The organism is Trinickia sp., assembly GCF_051961175.1.
GTDB lineage: Bacteria > Pseudomonadota > Gammaproteobacteria > Burkholderiales > Burkholderiaceae > Trinickia.
In genome coordinates, this window is sequence record NZ_JBQCDN010000145.1 from 1 (window position 1) to 20,460 (window position 20,460).

14 protein-coding genes, 1 pseudogene and 2 riboswitches are annotated in these 20,460 nt (G+C 64.5%); of the genes and pseudogenes, 9 read left to right on the forward strand and 6 right to left on the reverse strand.

Annotated features, from left to right (window positions below; translation table 11 throughout):
* The 3 genes and pseudogenes from ACTHL0_RS08230 to gcvT all read right to left on the reverse strand — a co-directional run.
* Nucleotides 1–521 (reverse strand): annotated as a pseudogene (locus tag ACTHL0_RS08230) (glycine dehydrogenase (aminomethyl-transferring)); the annotation flags it as partial.
* Between the two features lie 87 nt (nt 522–608).
* Nucleotides 609–989, reverse strand: a complete 381-nt coding sequence (gcvH, locus tag ACTHL0_RS08235; protein ID WP_440566226.1) for a glycine cleavage system protein GcvH — start codon at nt 987–989, stop codon at nt 609–611.
* An 82-nt stretch (nt 990–1,071) separates the two neighbouring features.
* On the reverse strand, nt 1,072–2,190 hold the full coding sequence (gene gcvT, locus ACTHL0_RS08240) for a glycine cleavage system aminomethyltransferase GcvT (protein ID WP_440566227.1): 1,119 nt from the start codon (nt 2,188–2,190) through the stop codon (nt 1,072–1,074).
* Between the two features lie 93 nt (nt 2,191–2,283).
* Nucleotides 2,284–2,444, reverse strand: a riboswitch (glycine riboswitch).
* 26 nt (nt 2,445–2,470) lie between these two features.
* Nucleotides 2,471–2,578, reverse strand: a riboswitch (glycine riboswitch).
* Between the two features lie 117 nt (nt 2,579–2,695).
* Between gcvT and ACTHL0_RS08245 the strand changes: the two genes are divergently transcribed.
* Nucleotides 2,696–3,373, forward strand: a complete 678-nt coding sequence (locus ACTHL0_RS08245; RefSeq protein ID WP_440566228.1) for a hypothetical protein — start codon at nt 2,696–2,698, stop codon at nt 3,371–3,373.
* A gap of 107 nt (nt 3,374–3,480) precedes the next feature.
* Here ACTHL0_RS08245 and ACTHL0_RS08250 read toward each other — a convergent pair whose 3' ends face one another.
* Both ACTHL0_RS08250 and ACTHL0_RS08255 read right to left on the reverse strand, forming a co-directional pair.
* The gene (locus ACTHL0_RS08250) at nt 3,481–4,563 is read right to left on the reverse strand and encodes an aldose epimerase family protein (protein WP_440566229.1); all 1,083 of its coding nucleotides are present in this window, start codon (nt 4,561–4,563) and stop codon (nt 3,481–3,483) included.
* A 54-nt stretch (nt 4,564–4,617) separates the two neighbouring features.
* Complete coding sequence (locus ACTHL0_RS08255; protein WP_440566230.1) at nt 4,618–5,838, reverse strand: XylR family transcriptional regulator; 1,221 nt, start codon at nt 5,836–5,838, stop codon at nt 4,618–4,620.
* A 332-nt stretch (nt 5,839–6,170) separates the two neighbouring features.
* Here ACTHL0_RS08255 and xylF point away from each other — a divergent pair, with 332 nt between their 5' ends.
* The 8 genes from xylF (at nt 6,171) to ACTHL0_RS08295 (ending at nt 18,108) form a co-directional block, all read left to right on the forward strand.
* Nucleotides 6,171–7,199: a D-xylose ABC transporter substrate-binding protein gene (xylF, locus tag ACTHL0_RS08260; RefSeq protein ID WP_440566231.1), complete on the forward strand. Its 1,029-nt coding sequence runs from the start codon at nt 6,171–6,173 to the stop codon at nt 7,197–7,199.
* Nucleotides 7,200–7,276: 77 nt separating this feature from the next.
* The gene (gene xylG / locus ACTHL0_RS08265) at nt 7,277–8,848 is read left to right on the forward strand and encodes a D-xylose ABC transporter ATP-binding protein (protein WP_440566232.1); all 1,572 of its coding nucleotides are present in this window, start codon (nt 7,277–7,279) and stop codon (nt 8,846–8,848) included.
* Nucleotides 8,845–10,035: a sugar ABC transporter permease gene (locus ACTHL0_RS08270; protein ID WP_440566233.1), complete on the forward strand. Its 1,191-nt coding sequence runs from the start codon at nt 8,845–8,847 to the stop codon at nt 10,033–10,035. The genes xylG and ACTHL0_RS08270 overlap by 4 nt, the downstream gene beginning before the upstream one ends.
* A 106-nt stretch (nt 10,036–10,141) precedes the next feature.
* Nucleotides 10,142–10,912 (forward strand): SDR family NAD(P)-dependent oxidoreductase, encoded by a 771-nt coding sequence (locus ACTHL0_RS08275; protein WP_440566234.1) that lies wholly within the window; start codon nt 10,142–10,144, stop codon nt 10,910–10,912.
* Nucleotides 10,912–11,796 (forward strand): SMP-30/gluconolactonase/LRE family protein, encoded by an 885-nt coding sequence (locus tag ACTHL0_RS08280; RefSeq protein ID WP_440566235.1) that lies wholly within the window; start codon nt 10,912–10,914, stop codon nt 11,794–11,796. Before ACTHL0_RS08275 ends, ACTHL0_RS08280 begins: the two co-directional genes overlap by 1 nt.
* Before the next feature lie 19 nt (nt 11,797–11,815).
* On the forward strand, nt 11,816–13,600 hold the full coding sequence (locus ACTHL0_RS08285) for an IlvD/Edd family dehydratase (RefSeq protein WP_440566236.1): 1,785 nt from the start codon (nt 11,816–11,818) through the stop codon (nt 13,598–13,600).
* Nucleotides 13,601–13,668: 68 nt separating this feature from the next.
* Nucleotides 13,669–14,853 (forward strand): fumarylacetoacetate hydrolase family protein, encoded by a 1,185-nt coding sequence (locus ACTHL0_RS08290; protein ID WP_440566237.1) that lies wholly within the window; start codon nt 13,669–13,671, stop codon nt 14,851–14,853.
* Between the two features lie 765 nt (nt 14,854–15,618).
* Nucleotides 15,619–18,108, forward strand: a complete 2,490-nt coding sequence (locus ACTHL0_RS08295) for a family 20 glycosylhydrolase (RefSeq protein WP_440566238.1) — start codon at nt 15,619–15,621, stop codon at nt 18,106–18,108.
* Here ACTHL0_RS08295 and ACTHL0_RS08300 read toward each other — a convergent pair.
* Nucleotides 18,089–20,455 carry a putative bifunctional diguanylate cyclase/phosphodiesterase gene (locus tag ACTHL0_RS08300; protein ID WP_440566240.1) on the reverse strand — a complete coding sequence of 789 codons (2,367 nt, stop codon included), beginning with the start codon at nt 20,453–20,455 and terminating at the stop codon, nt 18,089–18,091. The two genes, ACTHL0_RS08295 and ACTHL0_RS08300, sit on opposite strands and share 20 nt — an antisense overlap.
* Between the last annotated feature and the right edge of the window lie 5 nt (nt 20,456–20,460).

Genomic DNA, 20,460 nt, shown 5'->3' on the forward strand with positions numbered 1-20,460 from the left:
GTCATGGCTTCGGCCGCGGCGGTGGCTTCGTCGAGCAAGGACGCATTGGAAATGGCGAGGCCGGTCAGATCGACCACCATCTGCTGAAAGTTCAGCAGCGCTTCCAGACGGCCCTGCGAAATTTCCGGCTGATACGGCGTGTAAGCCGTGTACCAAGCCGGATTTTCCAGCACGTTGCGCAGGATCACCGTCGGCGTGTGTGCGTTGTAATAGCCCTGCCCGATGTACGAGCGGAACACCTGGTTCTTGTCCGCCAGCTCGCGCAGGGCGGCGAGCGCTTCGGCCTCGCTTTTCGGCTGCGCGAACGGGCCGAGCGGCAGCGGCTCGGTGCGGCGGATCGTCTTCGGAATGACGGCGTCGATCAGCGCCGCGCGCGACGCAAAGCCGAGCGCTTCGAGCATGGCTTGCTGGTCGGCCGAATCCGGGCCGATGTGCCGTTCGGCGAAGGCGTCATGCACCTCGAGCGCGGCAAGCGAGAGAGGAGTGCGGTTCATCAGACGATCCGGGTGTTCGAGCTTCATGATAGGGCGGCGTGTGGTGCGCGGCGGCTCGTCACGGAAATGACAGGCAAGCGACAAGCGCCGCGCGGCAAAAACAAAAGGGAAAGATCAGCCGACGAGCTTTTCGTAGGCGGCGGCGTCGAGCAGGCTGTCGATCGAGGCCGGATCGGCCAGCTTCACCTTGAACAGCCAGCCGGCGTAGGCATCCGAATTGACTTCGTCGGGCGCGTCGACGATCGCCTCGTTGACAGCAACGATCTGGCCCGTCACCGGCGCGTAGATATCGGAAGCCGCCTTCACCGATTCGACGACGCCCACGGCGTCACCGGCCTTGATTTCTTTGCCGACTTCCGGCAGTTCGAGGAAGACGATGTCGCCGAGCGTCGCTTGGGCGTGATCGGTGATGCCCACCGATACGGTGCCGTCGCCTTCGGCTTTGACCCACTCATGTTCGTCGGTATATTTCAGATCGGCCGGGACGTTGCTCATGTGTTGCTCCTGGTGAGATAGGAATAAGAGATGCGTTGAATCGAAAGCGTAAGGGTGGACGTCTCGCGCGCGAGGGCCGCGTTCAGGCCACGAGCACCTTGCCGCCCCGCACGAACGGCAGTTTTACCACGCTTGCGGGCAACGCCTTGTCGCGAATCAGCACTTGCACGATATCGCCGGCGCGCACGCCGTTCGGCACGCGGGCGAACGCGATCGATTCCTGCATGGTCGGCGAAAACGTGCCGCTCGTGATTTCGCCGTCGCCGTGGGGCGTCACGACTTTCTGGTGCGCCCGCAGCACGCCGCCAGCCTTGCCGTTTTCCTTTTGCAGGATGAGGCCGACGAACGCCTGCCGGGAGCCGTCGCGCTCCAGGGCGGCGCGGCCGACGAACGCGCGCGGTGCGGTCAGGTCGACCGTCCAGGCCAGCCCGGCATCGAGCGGCGAGACGTTTTCGTCCATGTCCTGGCCATACAAGTTCATGCCGGCTTCAAGCCGCAGCGTGTCGCGCGCGCCGAGCCCGCAGGGGCGCACGCCGGCCGCTTGCAACGCTTGCCAGAGTGCGACGACGTGCTGCGCCGGCACGATGATTTCGAAGCCGTCCTCACCGGTGTAGCCGGTGCGCGCGATGGTCAGCTCGCCGTAGGGGGCCGCCTCCACGCGTGCGGCATTGAACGGCTTGAGCGGTTCGGTGGCTTCGCGCACGGAAGGCAGGACTTGCCAGCACTTCGCACGCGCGTTCGGGCCCTGCACCGCGACGATCGCCAGGTCGCGCCGCGGCGTGATGGCAAGGCCGAAGCCGCGCTCGGCATTCAAGCGGCTGAACCAGGCGATGTCTTTCTCGGCCGTGCCGGCGTTGACGACGACGCGGAAAAAATCATCGGAAAAAAAGTAGACGATCAGATCGTCGATCACGCCGCCGTCTTCGTTCAGCATGCACGAATACAGCGCCCGGCCCGGCGTTTGCAGCTTGCCGACGTTGTTGGCGGTCGCGTATTCGAAGAATGCGCGGGCTTGCGCGCCGGCGAAATCGACCGCGCACATATGCGAGACGTCGAACATGCCGGCATCGGTGCGCACCGCGTGGTGTTCGTCGATTTGCGAGCCGTAGTTGACAGGCATATCCCAGCCGCCGAAATCGACCATGCGGGCATTGAGGGCGCGGTGAGCGGCGTTCAGGGGGGTGTTTTTCAGTTCGGTCATTGGGGGCCTCGGCGCGCAAAGGTGTCGCGAAAACAAAAAAAGGGCCATGCCGACCGACACTCGCGAGGCCCGATGCCTGCGGCGAATGCGATGCATGACCCCTCTGTCCTCGGTACCTGAGAGATTGCGCCTACGGGGACGAATATCGTTTCCCCGATCGCTGCGCGCGCCCCTTCGGTGGGCGGCTTGCCCGCGCGCGCTGCCCTGACTCGGTGCGCCGCTGCGAACTGCCACCACTCTCCAGAGTGCGAAAGACCCGCCTGGCAATGCAGATAAGCCTTTCGACGCGGTCGGTCCTTTTGCCTGAGAGTTTCTGGGTGTGCCCCTTCGGCGGCGTTCCCGGCAGGCGAAAAGCCCTACCGCGAGCGCACTCTCCCGACGCGTGCGCGAAATTTACGCGAGCGTAAGTGCGTTGTCAAATGAGGGGGAGTCGACTTGTGCGTGCAATGCATGCGGCAAGCATGGCCAAGACGCGGTAACGTAGATGCCATGGAGGAAAAAGCTCATGTCGCCTTTGTCGAATCGCTTCAGCCCCACGGATCAAGACATTCGCCTGCTCGCCGCGGGCCGCGTCACCTTCGCCTCGCGCCACGCGCTCGAGCGCGCGATGCCAATGCTGATCGAACGTGCCCATGCCGTGCCCACGGGCACCCTGACTGACGTCTACCGCGACGTCGACCAAAACGCCTTGCTCTTCGTCGCCGCCTGGCGGGTGAGCCGCTTCGAGGCCGCCGAGCGCACGGTTGTCGATGCGATCGCGCACGCGATCGAACCGCTTGCCGGAGAGGCCGTGCCCGAGTGGGTCGATGTGGCTGTGCCGGCCGGCGGCTGGACCTCCGGCCGCAGCGGCCCCGGCGAATGCCTCGTCGTCGTCCGGCAATCGCTCCAAAAGCCGAGCGGCGTCATCCAGGCGAGCTGGATCGATAAGGTCATGCTCGCGCTCAACGGCGATGCCGAACCGCCCGACGGCCACATTTCGGCGAATTTCTTCGCCACACGGGACGAAGCGCACGTGTTGAACTTCGCGCGGTGGACGCAGGCGCAAGCGCACCGTCACGCGGCGGCTCGCGGGCATCACGGGCACGACGGCAACGTCGACGCCTCGCCGCTGTGGGAGGCCACGCGCCGACATCCCGGCGTGCATGCCGAGCACGAGGTCGGGCGTTACGAGTGTGTGTCTTAGCCGCGGCCTTGCGCAACGGCACAACGGCACAACGGCACAACGGCGCAACGGCGCAAAGGCGTAAAGGCGCATGAGCGCGCGCCTTTACCCTTTATGCCTGTTCAAGCTCAGTCGAGCACGCCGACGCGATACTTCGTCACTTGCCGGTACGGCTTGTCGGGCCGCGAGATCACGTCCTCGCGGTCAGCCATGTTGATTTGATTCGGGAACCCGCCCGCTTCGAGACACAGCCCCGCGTGGCGCGCGTACACCGCCCCGTCGCGGCCGCGCACGCCGTCGAGATAGTTGCCGGTGTAGAACTGCAAGCCGCGCTGATCGGTCGAAACCGTCATCGCGCGCCCGCTCGCCGGATCGTACAGCCGCGCCACGTCATACACCGGCCGCTCGCCCTCGCCGCCATGCCCGGCGGCATTAGCCTCGCGCAGCACGTAGCAATGATCGAAGCCGCGCGCGAGCGAAAGCTGTTCGTGCGGCCATTCGAGCCGCGCGCCGATCGGCGCTGCCTCGCGAAAGTCGAACGCGTTGCCCGCAACGGCCGTTTCCCGGATCGGAATCAGCGTCGGATCGACTTCGAAAAACGAATCGGCATCGATCGACAATACGTGCCCCCGGATATCCGCGCCGGCCTGCGCCGTCAGATTGAAGTAGCCGTGGCTCGTGAGGTTCAGCGGTGTGGGCGCGTCGGTTTTCGCCCGGTAGTCGATCGTCAGTTCGCCGTCGTCGTCGAGCGTATAGCGCACTTCGACGTGCACATTGCCGGGGAAACCGGCCTCCCCCTCTTCCGAATCGAGCGTCAGCACCAGGGCGCCTTCGTCCTCGCGCGCCTGCCAGATCGCGCGATGAAAACCCATCGATCCGCCATGCAGCGAGTTCTCGCCCTCATTGCGATCGACCGTATAGGCGATGCCGTCGAGCGTGAAGCGCCCGCCGGCGATCCGGTTCGCCCAGCGGCCGACGAGCGCACCCATGTAGGTTTTCGCTTCCCGGTAGTCCGCAGGCGTATCGTGCCCGAGCAGGATGTCGCCGAGCCGCCCCGCGCGATCGGGCGCATGCCAGGAAACGAGCGTTGCGCCGAGTTCGCTGACGGACACACGCATCCCGTGCGCATTGCGTAGCGTGAAGAGGTGAACGGTGCGTCCGCCGGGCAGCGCGCCCCAGGGTTCGTGCGACAACTTGGCAGTGCTGATCATAGGGTCGTGAGGTAGTGAAAACGAAATTCGAAAAAGTGCCGGAGCTTCGCCGGGTTAAACAGCTTCGCGCGTGCTGGCGCGATCTTGATACTCGCGCGGCGTGCAGCCGAGTTCGCGGCGAAATACCGCATGCAGATACTGGACCGATTTAAAGCCGCAGCGCACGGCAACGTCGGCGCTCGAGACATCGCGTTTGACGAGCAACGCTTTGGCCGCATCGAGTTTCTGCCGAAGAATGTCCTGATGCACGGTGCAACGGAGTTCGCGCCGAAAATGCTCTTCCAGCGACGAACGCGACACCCCGACGTAATCGGCAACCTGCTCCGTCCGAATCCCCTGGCAGGCGTATTGCCGGATAAAGTGACGCGCACGGGCGACATACGGGCTGGCCAGCGGTTGATGCTTCGTCGAATCGAGCACGTTGATGCCCACGGGCGGCACGAGAATCCGCCGGCCCGGAAAGCGCGCGCCATGCAGCATCTGATGAAGCATGTGCGCCGCCGTCCGTCCCATCTCCTCGGTGCCTTGAATCACCGACGACAGCGGAATGCGCGTCAGTGTCCGCGTGAGCGGATCGTTGTCGATGCCGATGATGGCGACGTCTTCCGGCACCGGGATACCGGCGATCAAGCACGCCTGCAAGAGCTGCCGCGCCCGCGCGTCGGTCACCGCGATGATACCGACCGGCTTGGGTAGCGCATGGAGCCACTGGGTCAACTGTTCGATCGCCTGATTCCAGGTGGGCGCGCTTGTGGACAGCCCGCGATAAATCTCGGTATCGATCTGCTCCCGCCCAATGCCGTCCGTCTCGCGCAAACGCGCAAACGCCAATTCGCGCTGCTGCGCCCAACGATGCTCGTTCGACTGCGGCAGGCTATACAGCGCGAAGTGTCGCAGCCCGGCACCGATCAAATGCGTATAAGCCAGCGAGACGAGCTTCACATTGTCGGTGGCGATATACGGCACATTGTCCGGATAGTGGGACGGGTCTTCGAACGAGGAGCCGACAGCCACCACGGGCAGCGGGCAATGCGCCAGCGCCTCGCACACGAGCGGATCGTCGAAGTCGGCAATGATCCCGTCGCCGTCGAAACGCTCGATGCCACCCAGGCGGCAACGGAAATCCTCCTCGAGAAACAGGTTCCAGCTCACGCGCGTCGACAGCAGGTACTGCCCGACGCCCGTGATGATTTCGCGGTCGTACACCTTGTTCGCATTGAACAGCAGGGCGATGCGATGCGCCTTTTGCGGCGCGGGGGCGCCCGCCCTCGTCATCGTCGCACCCCGGAGCGGATTCCCGCCGCGGGTCGCGCGAGTCGCACTTCGCACATGGTGTCGTCTCCTGTCGATCGTGGCGCGCCGCGCTTCATGCGCCTGCTCGCCGGCCGAATTTCACCGCGGGTGTTTCCGCGGTTGTCTCTGCATTCGTTTTCGTGATTCTAGGCGCGAACGGGACGCCTGCCCCTACCTTTGCCACCCTCCGGCAAGAAACGTTAGTCCCGCTGCGCAATTTCGCAATTGTGGCGAGCGCGCCGCCGCTGCACCATGGCCCGTCGGCAAACCCAAGCGACGCACGAAATCCCAACATATAAGACAGGAGTGGAGACATGGCATTCGCAAAACGGCGTTCCATTTTAGGCTCGTTCATCGCAAGCGCGGTTCTGGCAGGCTTGACGCTCGCCGCCCCGCTCGCCCACGCAAGCAAGGACCACCCCGTCATCGGCTTTTGCATCGACGATCTGCGCGTCGAACGCTGGGCGCGCGACCGGGACTACTTCGTCGCCGCGGCCAAGAAGCTCGGTGCGACCGTCTCCGTGCAATCGGCCGATGCCAGCGAAGAGCGGCAGATTTCGCAGATCGAAAACCTGATCTCTCGCGGCGTGGATGTCATCGTCATCGTGCCGTTCAATTCCAAAACGCTCGGCAATGTCGTGGCGGAAGCGAAGAAGGCCGGGATCAAAGTCGTGTCCTACGACCGCCTGATCCTCGACGCCGACGTCGACGCCTACATCTCGTTCGACAACGAGAAGGTCGGCGAGCTGCAAGCCAAGGGCGTGTTCGATGCGCAGCCCAAGGGCAATTACTTCCTGCTCGGCGGGGCCCCCACCGACAACAACGCCAAGATGCTGCGCGAAGGCCAGCTCAAGGTGCTGCAGCCCGCCATCGACCGCGGCGACATCAAGGTCGTGGGCCAACAGTGGGTGCCCGAGTGGAACGCCGCCACGGCGCTGCGCATCGTCGAAGATGCACTGACGGCCAACAGCAACAAGATCGACGCCATCGTCGCGTCGAACGACGGCACGGCCGGCGGCGCCATCCAGGCATTGGCGGCGCAAAAGCTCGCGGGCAAGGTGCCCGTCTCGGGCCAGGACGCCGATCTCGCCGCGGTGAAGCGCGTGATCGCCGGGACGCAGACGATGACGGTCTACAAGCCGATCAAAGTCATCGCGTCGCAGGCGGCGCAACTTGCCGTGGATCTCGCGCAAGGGCACAAGCCGGCCTTCAACGCCCAATACGACAACGGCAAGAAGAAGGTCGATACCGTCCTGCTCCAGCCGATCGTGCTGACCAAGAAGAATGTCGACGTCGTCGTCAAGGACGGCTTCTACACGCAAGCGCAGCTCTCGGGCCAATAACGCCAAGGCGGCGCGCGGCGCTCGCCTGAACAGCGGCACCGCGCGCCAGAGCGTGCATCGAACAAGGAACGAGACGCATGGTGGAGAAGGAACCGTTGCTGTCGCTGCGCGGCATCGTCAAGACGTTCTCGGGCGTCAAGGCGCTCGACGGCATCGATTTGTCGGTCGCCCCCGGCGAATGCCTGGGCCTGTGCGGCGAAAACGGCGCCGGCAAATCGACGTTGATGAAGATCGTCTCGGGTGTCTATCCGCATGGCACCTGGGACGGCGAGATCCTCTGGGATGGCGCCCCGCTGCGCGCCTCGAGCGTGCGCGAGACCGAACGCGCCGGCATCGTCATCATCCATCAGGAACTGATGCTGGTGCCCGAATTATCCGTCGCGGAAAACATCTTCCTCGGCAACGAAATCACGCTGCCCGGCGGCCGGATGAACTACGCGGCGATGCACCAGCGTGCCGACGCATTGCTGCGCGAACTCGGCATCGAAGGGATCAATGTCGCCCAGCCCGTCATGAACTTCGGCGGCGGACATCGACAGTTGATCGAGATCGCCAAGGCGTTGAACAAGCAGGCGCGGCTGTTGATTCTGGACGAACCGTCCTCCTCGCTGACGGCGGCCGAGACACGTGTGCTGCTCGACATCGTGCGCGATTTGAAACGGCGCGGCGTCGCCTGCATCTACATCTCTCACAAGTTGGAAGAAGTCGAAGCCGTCTGCGATACGGTCACCGTCATTCGCGATGGCCGGCCCGTACAAACAGCGCCGCTCGCCGCGATGCCCGCCTCGCGCATCGTCGCGTTGATGGTTGGCCGGGAGATTACCAATCTCTTTCCGCGCGAGCCGCATGAGATCGGCGAAATCGTCCTGGAAGCACGCAACGTCACCTGCTTCGATGTGACGAATCCGCGCCGGAAGCGGGTTGACGACGTCTCGTTCGGCGTTCGACGCGGCGAAATTCTCGGCGTGGCCGGGCTCGTCGGCTCCGGCCGCACCGAACTGATGCAGGCCGTCTTCGGGGCGTATCCAGGCACGTATCGCGCGTCGGTCGTCATGGAAGGGCGTGCCATCGCCGTGCGCTCGCCGGGCGATGCGATCCGGGCGGGCATCGGCATGGTGCCCGAAGACCGCAAGGCGCATGGGATCGTGCCCGACCTCGGCGTCGGCCACAACATCACGCTCGCGGTGCTGCAGCGATTCGTCAAACGCGGCGCCATCGATGCGGCCCTCGAACTCGACACGATTCACCAATCGATGAAGCGGCTCTCGGTGCGTGCCGCGCATCCGTTTCTTCCGATCGCTCACCTGTCGGGCGGCAATCAGCAAAAGGCCGTGCTCACGCGCGTGCTGCTGACCGAACCGAAAGTGCTGATCCTCGACGAGCCCACCCGTGGCGTCGATGTCGGCGCGAAGTACGAGATCTACAAGCTTATCTTCGCGCTGGCCAAGCAAGGCATCGCGATCATCGTCGTGTCGTCGGAACTGCCCGAGGTGCTGGGCCTGTCCGATCGCGTTCTCGTCATGGGCGAGGGCGAGCTGCGCGGCGACTTCGCGGGCGACGGACTCACGCAAGAGGCCATTCTTTCGGCCGCGCTCGAACCCACACAGCGGGCCGCGGCCGTTCACTCCAACGAGACCTTCGAAGCATGACACCGGACCTTTCCCCCGCCCGCGCGGCCGCCAGCGCGTCGCCCGCCGGCGCCGACCGTATTCGCCAATGGTTCGCGCGCTACAAGATCCTGGCGCTGCTGTTGGCCGTCGCGCTGATCTGGCTGTTTTTCACGGTCCTCACGCACGGCGCATTCGCCACACCGCGCAATTTGTCGAATTTACTGCGACAGATGGCGATCAGCGGCATGCTCGCGTGCGGCATGGTATTCGTCATCATCGCCGGCGAAATCGATCTCTCCGTAGGCTCGCTGCTGGGGCTGCTCGGCGGCATCGCCGCGATTCTCGATGCGAATCGCAACTGGCCGATCGAAGCGACGATTCCCGTCGTACTGGTACTCGGCATGGCGGCCGGCTTGTTCAACGGCTGGCTGTCGACGTATCGCCGCGTGCCGTCGTTCATCGTCGGCCTCGGCGGCATGCTCGCCTATCGCGGCATCTTGCTCGGCATCACGGGCGGCTCCACGATCGCCCCCGTCTCCGATCGCTTCGTTTTCCTCGGCCAAGGCTATCTGCCGCGGCTGGCGGGCAACGCGCTGGCGTTGCTGCTGTTCGCCGTCCTGGCCTACGTGACGGCGCGTCAGCGCAGTAACCGCCGCCGCTATGCGCTGCCCGTGCCGCCGCTTTGGCAAGACATCACCAAGATCGTCGGCGCCGGCGCCGTCATCCTCGCCTTCGTCGCGACGCTCGACAACTACGGCGGCATCCCGGTCCCTGTATTGCTCGTCTTGCTGATGCTCGGCATCTTCACGTGGGTGGCCACGCAGACGGTGTTCGGCCGCCGCATCTACTCGGTCGGCTCGAACCTCGAAGCCACGCGCCTCTCAGGCGTCGATACGAATCGCGTCAAGCTCGCGATCTTCGCGCTGATGGGGCTCATGTGCGCGTTCGCCGGCATCGTCAATACGGCGCGGCTCGCGGCCGGCTCGCCGTCCGCCGGCAACATGGGGGAGCTGGACGCGATCGCGGCCTGCTTCATCGGCGGCACGTCGATGCGCGGCGGCTCCGGCACCGTCTATGGCGCGCTGATCGGCGCGCTCGTCATGGCGAGTCTCGATAACGGCATGTCGATGCTCGATGTCGATGCCTACTGGCAGATGATCGCGAAAGGCGCGATCCTGGTGCTGGCCGTCTGGATCGATGTCGTCTCGCGCTCGAACCGCCGCTGACGCGCGGCACGAACGAAAGACCCGTTTCGCACACCCGGCCTGCTGCGGCGCAATACTCAAGGCGCATGCCGCGCAGCCGGCAATTTCTTCAAACTTGGAATTTCGCATGTCGTACGCCATTTTTCCCAGCTTGGTGGACAAGACCGTCGTGGTCACGGGGGGCGGCAGCGGTATCGGCGCCGCGATTGTCGAAGCGTTCGCCGCGCAAGGCGCGCGCGTCTTCTTCCTCGATATCGCCGAGGCCGATTCGCGCGAATTGGCCGAGCGGCTGCGCGATACCCGGCATCCTCCCGTCTTCCATCATTGCGATCTGCGCGATATCGGCGCGATCGAGCGTGTATTCGCCGCGATCTGCGCCGAAGGCGGAACGATCGACGTGCTCGTCAACAATGCCGCCAACGACGACCGCCATCCCTTCGGCTCGATCACGCCGGCTTACTGGGACGAGCGCATCGCCGTGAACTTGCGGCACCAATTTTTCTGCGCGCAATATGCGGCATCCGGCATGAAGGCTGCGGGCCACGGAGTGATTCTGAACCTCGGTTCGATCTCGTGGCACCTCGCGCTCGCGAACCTCTCGATCTACATGACGGCCAAGGCCGGCATCGAAGGGCTCACGCGCGGGCTCGCCCGCGAGCTCGGGGCACATGGGATCCGCGTGAACGCGATCATCCCGGGCGCCGTGCGCACGCCGAGGCAGATGAAGCTGTGGCAATCGCCCGACAGCGAGGCAAAGCTTGTGGCCGACCAATGCCTACCCGAGCGGGTCGAGCCCGAGCATGTGGCCCGCATGGCCTTGTTTCTCGCATCGGACGACGGCTCGCGCTGCTCGGGACGCGAGTACTTCGTCGATGCGGGATGGTACGGAGCATCCTGATGATTTCACCCGAATGTATCTGGCCCTTGGGCGCCGAACTCGGCGAAGGGCCGGTCTGGAGCAAAACCGATAAAGCCGTCTACTTCGTCGACATCAAGCGCAAGCACGTGCACCGCTACGCAGCCGGCACGCGCGAGACGATGACCTGGCCGGCGCCGAGCGAACCTTGCTTCATCGTGCCGGCATCCGATGGCCTGTTCGTCTGCGGACTGCGCAAAGGGCTCTACCGGTTCGACGCCCGCACGGGCTCGTTCGACAAACTGGCGGACGTGGAGCGCGACCGCGCGGGCAACCGCTTGAACGACGGCTTTGCCGATCCGTTGGGTTACTTGTGGTTCGGCTCGATGGACGACGACGAAAGCGAGCCGACCGGCGCGCTCTATCGTGTGGCCGACGACGGCCGGGTCGAGCTGCGCGACGACGGCTACGACATCGCGAACGGTCCCGCGATGAGCCCCGATCGCCGGACGCTCTACCACACCGACACGCGCGGGCGCACGATCTACGCGTCCGATGTCGACGAACAGGGCCGGCTGTCCAACAAACGCGTGTTCATCGAAGTGCAGGGCACGGCCTACCCCGACGGCATGGCTGTCGATGCCGAAGGCTGCCTGTGGGTCGCACTTTTCGGCGGCGGATGCATCGAACGCTATGGGCGCGACGGAAAGCAAATCGATACCGTGGCCTTCCCTTGCTCGAATATCACGAAGCTCGTGTTCGGCGGCGACGATTTACGTACCGCCTACGTGACGACGGCGATGAAGGGATTGAGCGAGGCCAAACGCGAGCGGGAGACGCTGGCGGGCGGCTTGTTCACGTTTCGCGCGCCCGTGCCGGGCCTGCCGCAGAACGTGCTGACGCGCGGCCTCGTCCGCGGACACTGATCAGGAGAACGAAACACCCATGTCACCGACTCCCCCGCGCAGGCTGCGCAGCCAGAACTGGTTCGACGATCCGTCGCATGCCGACATGACGGCGCTCTACGTCGAACGCTTCATGAACTACGGCCTCACGCGCGAGGAACTGCAATCGGGGCGGCCGATCATCGGCATTGCGCAGACGGGCAGCGACCTCGCGCCCTGCAATCGCCATCACATCGAGCTGGCCGCCCGCACGAAAGCCGGTATCCGCGATGCAGGCGGCATTCCGATGGAGTTTCCCGTCCATCCGCTGGCCGAGCAAAGCCGGCGGCCGACGGCCGCGCTCGATCGCAATCTCGCCTATCTCGGGCTGGTCGAAATTCTGCATGGCTATCCGTTGGACGGTGTCGTGCTCACCACGGGCTGCGACAAAACCACCCCAGCTTGTTTGATGGCGGCCGCGACCGTCGATCTGCCCGCCATCGTCCTGTCTGGCGGCCCGATGCTCGACGGCTGGTTCGAGGGCAAGCGCGTGGGATCGGGCACCGTCATCTGGCACGCTCGCAACCTGCTCGCGGCGGGAGACATCGACTACGAAGGCTTCATGCGGCTCACTGCGGCCGCCTCGCCGTCGATCGGGCATTGCAACACGATGGGCACGGCGCTGTCGATGAACAGCCTGGCCGAAGCGCTCGGCATGTCGCTGCCCGGCTGCGCGTCGATTCCCGCCGCCTATCGCGAACGCGGACAGATGGCTTACGCGACGGGCAAGCGCATTGTCGAACTCGTGCGCGACGATGTGCGGCCTTCGTCCATTCTCACCAAAGCGGCATTCGAGAATGCGATTGTCGTCGCGTCCGCGCTTGGGGCATCGACGAATTGTCCGCCGCACTTGATCGCGATCGCGCGCCACATCGGCGTCGAATTGACGCTCGACGATTGGCAACGCCTCGGCGCCGATGTCCCGTTGCTCGCGAACTGTATGCCGGCCGGCGAATACCTGGGGGAAAGCTTTCACCGTTCCGGCGGCGTGCCGGCCGTGTTGCGGCAGCTTTCGCAAGCGGGCCTGCTGCATGGCGAATGTTCGACGGTATCGGGGCGCACGATTTCCGAAATCGTCGAACAGGCGCCCGAGGCGGATGGGGACGTCATTCGTTCGTACGCCGAACCGTTGAAGCATGGCGCGGGTTTCATCGTGCTGTCGGGCAATTTCTTCGATAGCGCGATCATGAAGATGTCGGTCGTCGGGGAGGCATTTCGTCAGGCGTATTTGAGCGAACCCGGTGCCGAGAATGCGTTCGAGGCACGTGCCGTGGTGTTCGACGGCCCGGAGGACTATCGGGCTCGTATCGATGATCCTGCTCTCAACATTGACGAACGCTGCATCCTCGTCATGCGCGGGTGCGGCACGCTGGGATATCCGGGCAGCGCGGAGGTGGTCAACATGGCGCCGCCGGCCGAGCTGGTGAAACGCGGGGTGACGTCGTTGCCTTGCATGGGCGATGGGCGCCAGAGCGGCACCTCGGCGAGCCCGTCGATCCTGAATATGTCGCCCGAATCGGCGGCCGGCGGCGGCCTCGCGCTGATGCGCACCGACGATCGCGTCCGCGTCGATCTGAACGCACGGCGCGTGGAATTGCTCGTCGACGAAGCGGAACTCGCCCGACGACGGGGCGAAGCAGCGCCGAGCGTGCCGCCGTCGCAAACGCCGTGGCAGGAGATCTACCGGCAGTTTGTCGGTCAGCTGTCGACGGGCGGTTGCCTGGAGCCCGCCACGCTTTATCTGAAAGTCATCGAAACGCGCGGCGATCCGCGCCATTCGCATTGACCGCGAATTCACCGAATTCCCCGAATTCATAGAACTCACCGTTTTATTCATCGCGAGACCTGATCGTCATGCCTATCGATTTCGCTGCTTGTCTGCCCTCCGACCTCGATCGCGCGCTGCTCGTCGGGCGCGTTTGGCGCGGCGCGCCCCACAACGGGCCGTCCGTCGTCGTCGTGCGCAATGGCCAAGTGTTCGACATCACGGCCAGCGCGCCGACAACGAGCGACTTGTTCGATCGCGACGACGCCGCAGCCGTTGCCCGGTTAGCACCGGGCGAGCTGCTGGGGCCTGTCGATGCGCTGTTGCGCGGCAGCGCCGAAACGGGCGAGGAGCCGCACGAACCCGGCGCCGTTCGCTTGCTCGCCCCGTGCGACGTGCAGGCGATCAAGGCGTGCGGCGTCACCTTTGCGGTGAGCTTGCTCGAACGCGTGATCGAAGAGCAAGCTGGCGGCGATCCGGGCCGCGCCGCGGATATCCGCGATTCGCTGCACGCGTTGATCGGCACGGACCTCGCCAAGATCCGGCCGGGGTCGGCGGCGGCGATGCGGCTCAAGGAAGAACTGAAACGCCGTGGCGCGTGGTCGCAGTACATGGAAGTTGGGATCGGCGAGGATGCCGAGGTGTTTACGAAGTCGCAGCCGATGTCGGCGGTGGGCTTCGGTGCCCAGGTGGGTTTGTATCCGACGTCGGCATGGAACAATCCTGAGCCCGAGATCGTGCTGGCCGTGAACGCGGCGGGACAGGTCGTGGGTGCGACGCTCGGCAACGATGTCAACTTGCGCGACATCGAAGGGCGTTCCGCCTTGCTGCTCGGCAAAGCGAAGGACAACAACGGTTCGTGCGCGATCGGCCCGTTTATTCGGTTGTTCGACGGCGATTTCACGCTCGACACGATCCGCGAGGCGAGCGTTTCGCTGCTGATCAAGGGCGAAGACGGCTTCGTGCTCGAGGGTGTGAGCCATATGCGCGAGATCAGCCGTGATCCGCTCGATCTCGTTTCGCAAACCTGCGGCGCGCATCATCAGTATCCGGACGGCTTCATGCTGTTTCTCGGGACGATGTTCTCGCCGATCAAAGACCGCGATGCGGCGGGCGGCGGGTTCACGCACCATCTCGGCGATACCGTGACGATCTCGACGCCGGCGTTGGGGGCGCTCGTCAATACGGTGCGGTTGTCGACGGAGATCGCGCCGTGGCATTTCGGCGTGCGGGCGTTATATCGGAATCTGGCGCGGCGGGGGGTGTTGGCTTGACGAGCGGGGTAACCGTATGCGCCCGACTCCCCGTCGATTGTGACGGGAGAACCCGCCGCCCGAACATCTCGCGGTGCCGGACGGCCTGAACCGCAACTTCTAAGCTCGGAGCACTGCCCGCCTGCTCCGTGGCGCGACTCCTTGTCGCCACGGGCAGACAGCTATCCGCTCTGATTCACGGCAAGTGGGGCACTGCGGTCTTCCCACGCTGTTCAAAATGCATTTGTCTTGTTCTTCCGGACCCGCACCGTTGGGGCAACCGCTGCTCCACCAGCGCCAAGCCGATTTCGTCCTGCCCGGCACCAAGCAGTTCGTCGAGCCTGCCAAGCTCGCCGAAAAGGTGTAGCACCCGCGCCAGAACGTGAAGTTGCATGCGCGGGTCGCCAGCTTCCAACCGCTTCACGGTACTCAAATCCCACGCCCTCCCGTTCAGCGAGCGACTGCTGAGTCAGCTCCCGCAAACGTCGAGCACGATTGATGTCTGCGCCGAGCTTTTTGAGCGCTCGCTAAGCCAGCCAAGGTCACTCAGACCACCGGAAGGTCATGAGAGGCCACTTCAGGTCCATTTAATGCCACTTGAATACCAATCAAAGACCACCTAAGATCCTCCAGTGACCGGGCCGTAGCTCATCTATCGCCCAGTCGCCCAGAGGCGCCTCGCCACGCGAGCCGCCCCTTCTCAGCACGAAAGCTTCCTTGAAAGACCCGATAGCAGCGACGTAACCCTGCGGCGTCGTATCGCCGTTTTTTTCCGAGGAGCATGGAATGAATCGAATCGCGCATGTCTTGCGCGTCGGCTTGTTAGCCGCGGCGGCGACCGTCGTGTCGACCGCGGCCAAGCCGGCACCGCTTGCCGCATCGAACTCAGCCGCCCTGGCGGCCGACGCCACTACCAAGAGCCCAGCCGCACTCACCGCCTTCCTCGCCAGCAGCCTCGCGCTGCGCGTGGCCATCGACAACAATCACGCGAACGCAGCCGGCCTGCCGTGCGCCGATCTCGGCGCCGACGGCGCCGCCTGCGCCACCGGACATCTGATCCTCACGAATCAGGGCAAGAAAACGATCTGGGCCGGCGGCTGGAAGCTTTACTTGCACAGCATTCGCCGCCTGCTCAGGCTCGATAATCCCAACTTCGCCCTCCAGCATCTGACGGGCGATCTCTACTCGCTCACACCGCTGCCGGGCAAAGTGTTTCTCGCGCCCGGGCAAAGCGTGACGCTGCCGTTCGTCGCCGAGTACTGGTACCTGCGCTATAGCGATTTGCTGCCGCGCCCGTTCGTCGCGGTGGACGGCGCGCCGCCTGAAATCCTGCAATTCGACGACACCGACGACGAAACACGCTATGTCGTGTCGCTCCCGGCCGACGCCCAGAACAATTCCACGGGCAACGCCCCGCCCGTCTCCGCGCAGCCCATCGCCACTCGCGCGCTACCGAGCGTGAAACGCGAGCGCGCACTCGGCGGCTCGCTCGACCTGCACGGCGTGCAGTTCCAGCTGGCGGGCCTATCGCCCGGACAAACCGATGCGCTGCGCGATCGCGCGCAGACGCTCGGGCTCGACGATTCGCGTACGCCCGTCGTCGGCGTCGTCGCGCCGCAGCGGCTCCCCGCCGACATCGCGACCCCGGGCGGCTACCGCCTGACGATCACGCCGCGCGGCGCATTCATCGAAGGCGACGATCCGGCGGGCGTGTACTACGGCGTCCAGACGCTCTTCTCCCTGACGCCCGTCGGCGGCGGACGCATTCCGGCGATGCGCATCGAAGACGCGCCGCGCTTCCCGTACCGCGGCATGCATGTGGACCTCGCGCGCAACTTCAAGCATCCGCCCACGCTGCGCCGGTTGATCGATCAAATGAGCGCGTACAAACTCAACCGCTTGCACATCCATCTCTCCGACGACGAAGGTTGGCGCATCGAAATTCCCGGTCTGCCCGAGCTGACGGAAGTCGGCGGACGCCGCTGTTTCGATCCGAGCGAGACGCATTGCCTGCTGCCGCAGCTTGCCTCGGGCCCCGAGAATCAATCGGGTGGCGGCTATCTCACGCGCGACGAATTCGTCAAACTGCTCCGCTACGCGGCCGATCATTTCGTCGAAACGACTCCCGAGATCGACATGCCCGGGCACGCGCGCGCGGCCGTCATGTCGATGGAGGCGCGCTATCGGCGTCTGCATGCCGAGGGGCGCGAATCGGAGGCGACGCAGTACCGCCTGCTCGATCCACAAGATGCGACGAACGTCACGACGGTGCAGTTCTACGACCGCCATAGTCACATCAACCCGTGCGTGCCAGGCACGCTGAACTTCACGGGCAAGGTGATCCACGAGATTGCGTCGATGTACGCGGACGCGCAGGTCCCGCTGCGCACGTGGCAGTTCGGCGGCGACGAGGCGAAGAACATCTTCCTCGGCGGCGGCTTCCAGCCGCTGAACGGCACCGATCCGAACAAGGGCCGCGTCAATCTGGCCATTCAGGACAAACCATGGGGACGCTCGCCGGCCTGCATGGCGCTGTTGCAGCGAGGGGAAATCAAATCGATCGACGAGCTGCCGACGCGTTTGGCCAAGCAAGTCAGCGCGCAAGCCGCCGCGAACGGCGTCGATACGATGGGGGCATGGGAAGACGGCTTGAGCGGTGCTAACGGCGCGTCCGATTTCGCCACGCGTCCCGTCATCGCATCGATCTGGGATACGGTGTTCTGGGGCGCGACAGACAGTGCACGCAACTACGGCGCAAAGGGATTCGAACCGGTGCTCGCGCTGCCCGATTACCTGTACTTCGATTTCCCCTACACCCTGAACCCGCATGAACGCGGCTACTACTGGGGCTCGCACGCGACCGACGAGTACAAGGTCTTCTCGTTCGCACCCGAGAACCTGCCGCAAAACGCCGAGGTATTCGGCGATCGCGACGGCAATCCGTTCTCGGTAACGAGCACGGGCGCCGCGCCGCCTATCCATGGCATGCAGGGACAAGCCTGGGGCGAAGTGATGCGCAACGATCGCTTGCTCGAATACATGGTGTATCCGCGCTTGCTGGCACTCGCCGAACGCGCCTGGCACGAGGCGGACTGGGAGCTCCCGTACACGGCCGGCGTGACCTATGAGTTGGGTGTGACGCACCATGTCGATATCGCTGCGCTCAATCGTGATTGGGCGGGCTTTGCGACCGTGCTGAAAGAACGCGAACTGCCGAAGCTCGCGCGTGCCGGTGTCGGCTACCGGCAGCCGACGTTCACGTTGACGGGAGACTAAACGTCTCCGATGACCGCGGTGAGCGATCGCCCGATCGCTCACCCTGTGCCCCGCGCCACTGATCGAGCCAGGCTTCGAGCTGCTCCGGCGGCAACGGCCGGCTCAAATGAAAGCCTTGCGCTAGATCGCAGTGAAGATCCGCCAGTCGCGTCAGGGTGGCCTGCGTTTCCACGCCTTCCGCGACCACCTTCAGCCCCATGTTGTGCGCGAGGTCGATCGTCGAGCGCACGATCATCTCGTCGTCGCTGTTCTCGGTCATGCCCATGACGAACGACTTGTCGATCTTCAATTCGTCGACCGGCATGCGCTTCAGGTACGACAACGACGAGTAGCCGGTCCCGAAGTCGTCGACGGCAAGCCGGATACCGAGCGCATGCAATCGATCGAGCGTTTCGATCGCATGATTCGGATCGTCCATGATCGCGCTTTCGGTGATCTCGATCCACAGCATGTCCGCCGGGACATCGTATTTGCGCAGCAGCGCCGCGAAGGTGTCGGGCAGCGAAGACTGAATCAACTCTCTCGCCGACACGTTGACGGAGATGGCCAATTCGATCCCCGCGTTACGCCATATCGCGCACTGCCGGATAGCCTTGTCGGCCACCCAATAAGAGATGGCTTTGATGTAGCCCGTCTGTTCGGCGAACGGAATGAACTGATCGGGCGAGACGTAGCCGCGCGCCGGATGATCCCATCGAACCAACGCCTCGACGTATTTCACCGTACGCGTCGAGAGATCGACTTTCGGCTGGTAGAACAGCAGCAGCTGGTCCTGTTCGACCGCACGCCGCAATTCACTCATCAACGAGAGCCGCTCGGCGCTGCTGTTATCGTGCCGCTCCTCGTAACGCGCCACACCGAGATTCGAACGTTTCGCGACATACATCGCGATATCCGCCCGCCGCAGCAGCACGTTCATGTCGGTGCCGTTATCGGGGAACGTGACGATGCCGATACTGGCACCGACGTCGACGGGCTGCCCCTCGATCGAGATCGGCTGTTCGAGCGCCTTCAGGATACGGACGGCCACGCGCTCGGCGCCGACGATATCGTCGTCCGGCAACAGCACGGCGAATTCATCGCCGCCCAGGCGAGCGACCAACCCGGCATGATGCGCCAGTGTCTCGCGCAGCCGCTGCGCCACCTCGCACAGCAGCAGATCGCCGATCGGATGACCGAGCGTATCGTTGACGTACTTGAACCGGTCCAGGTCCATCATCATGACGCCGAACGCCCGCTTCTCCGGCAATGCCTCGGCAATACTCTGCTGCAATCGATCGCTGAACATAGCGCGGTTGGGCAGGCCTGTCAGCCGATCGGTGTAGGCGAGTTCAGTGATCCGATGCTCGCGCCGCGAGATGCCCTCCTGCATGCGATTGAACGCCTGCGCAAGCTCGCCGATCTCGTCCTCGTGCCGCACGGCGATCGGCTCCGCGTAGTCGCCCGAGCCCACCCGGCGCGCGAAAATCATCAGCGCCGCGATCGGCCGCGTCACGCTTCTCGCGGTCACAATGCTGCCGGCGATCGACAACAACACGCCGAATAAGGTGATCGCCAGCAGCGCAGACTGCAGCCGATGAAACGGCGCCAAGGCAGCCGTCAACGAACGCTGGAGCACGACGACCACCTGCGCGCCCGTCGACGTCAGCGAGATCACGCGCGTGGCGTAGCGATCGTCGACACCGTCTTCCGGGCTCGCCCGCTCGGCCCATTTTGTCGGCAGCGTGCTAGCCAGCGTGAGCCAGCGTCCGTCGGGCAGTCGATCGAGAAAGGAAACGTCGAGCGACGTCAGGCTCGCCATGTCATGCGCCATCCGGTCGTCGATCAGGAAACCCATCGCGACCCAAGCCACCGGCAGCGGCGCCTTGACGGGGACGGCGACGAGTTGATACAGCCGGCCGTCGATGACGCCGATAGCGGCACGCTCGCGCCCGTGCGTCGCCGTCTGCATCAACTCTTGAAACGGGAATGCCTCGCGCCCATGCACGTAGCCGCGGCTATCGGCGATGAGCTTACCGTCGAGATCGGCCAGGATGACGATATCGGCATCGATGCGGCTGCCGTGGTTCCTCAGCGCCGAAACGACCGTGCTCTCGTGGTGCGTGGCGACGGCTTCGCGGAATCCAAAATCGGCCGCCACGACGGTGGCCGCCTGCGTCAGCTTTTCGCCGTTGGTGCGCAGCACTGCCCGGAAGACACGTTCGGCCACGGCAAGCTGCTGCTCGGCGTTACTGACAGCATTGCGCTCGATCACCGAGCTGATGACGACATACGCGGCCGCTTGTGCCGCCAGCATCAGCAGCACGACGACGAACGCGATCCTGGCACGCAAGCTTTTGAATCGCATGGCGC